We start from the raw sequence: 1,358 nt of genomic DNA, 5'->3' as shown, positions 1-1,358 counted from the left end.
CCCAGCGACAGGGTGCGGGGCGGGGCGTAGCCGGCGACGCCGCCGGCGGTTTCGGAGACCTCGACCTCGGCGTCGAACAGATTGTCGGCCGCCAGCCACAGCACGGTGCGTGCGCCGGCGCGCCATTCGGCGCGGGCGTCCACGGCGACGGCGGCGTCCAGCACGCGGCTGTTCAGATCGTCCTCGAACCGCTTGCTCTCATAGCGGGCCTGGACCGCCAGGCCGAGCCGGTCCGACGCCTGCCACTCCACCCCGCCGACGACGCTCCAGATCGGGGCCTGGGCCGGACGCAGTCCGGTCAGCTGAGGCGCCGCCGAGCCGCCGTCCATCCGCGCGTCGGTGATCGACAGGGCGCCGTTCAGATGCAGCCCCTGGCGCAGCGTCTGGCGCGCCGTCAGCTCGATCCCCGTGGCCTCGATGGTCCCGGCGTTCTGACGCTGGCGCAGCACGCCGCCGGCGGGGACGAAGCCCGCGCGGGGGAAGGTCCCCGGCCCCTCGGCGATGGTGACGTTGACAATGGCGTCTTCGATCCGGTTCCAGAACAGATTGACGCCCAGGGCCGAGATCGGCCCCTCGAACGCCAGCCCCGCCTCCACCCCCTGCAGGGTTTCGGGGACCAGCGCCGCATTGGCCTCGGTCAGGTCGTTGCCGACGCGGAACGGTCGGTGCAGCTCGTTCAGCGTCGCCGGACGGAAGCCGGAATAGGCCGCCGCCCGCGCCGCCCACCCGCGGCCGATGAAGCGGCGCCCCGCCAGCCGGGCGCTGACCACCTCGCCCGAACGGTCGGGGTCGGTTTCGTCCAGCGTGGGCAGGCCCGTCTCCCGGTCCCATTCGCGGCGCCGACCATTCTCGTTGCGCCAGCCGTCCAGGCGCAGGCCGCCGGCCACCAGCCACAGATCGTCGCTCCAGGAACCCTCGCCGTAGAGACCCGCCACCGAGGTCTCGCCGCCCGCTACGCGGTCGCGGGTGAAGGCGCCGTTCATGAAGCGGAAGCGCTCGCGCGTCTCGCCCTCGTTGAAGCGGGCGTCGGCGCCCAGCTCCCATTCCAGCCGCCCTCCGGCGACGTCCCGCGTCGAGCGACGCAGGGCGGCGTTGACGCCCCAACCGGTCGCCGGCGTCTCATACTGGTCGTTGGCCGGCGTGGTCGCGCTGCGGTCCGCCGCCACCGCGACGGAGGTGTTGGCGAAGTCGCTCTCGCGCCGCCAGGCCTGCAGGCGCCAGCCATAGCGCCCCTCCTGCGCCCGCCGCGCCGCCGTGGCGGACAGCAGGTGGCCGCTGGCGCTGGATCGCGCCCCGGCCAGCCCCGAGCCGCGCTCCTCGTCATAGGCCGAGGCGCGTAGCGACACGCTGGCCTCGCC

The 1,358-nt window shown here is 74.3% G+C and carries 1 protein-coding gene; it reads right to left on the bottom strand.

The window, feature by feature from the left end:
- The coding region (locus tag ACWIDZ_RS15975) for a TonB-dependent receptor domain-containing protein (RefSeq protein WP_453990390.1) at window positions 1-1,358 on the bottom strand (1,358 nt) is incomplete at both ends.

Source organism: Brevundimonas sp. NPDC055311 (genome assembly GCF_053645695.1).
This window is presented reverse-complemented; position numbering and strand designations above follow the sequence as displayed.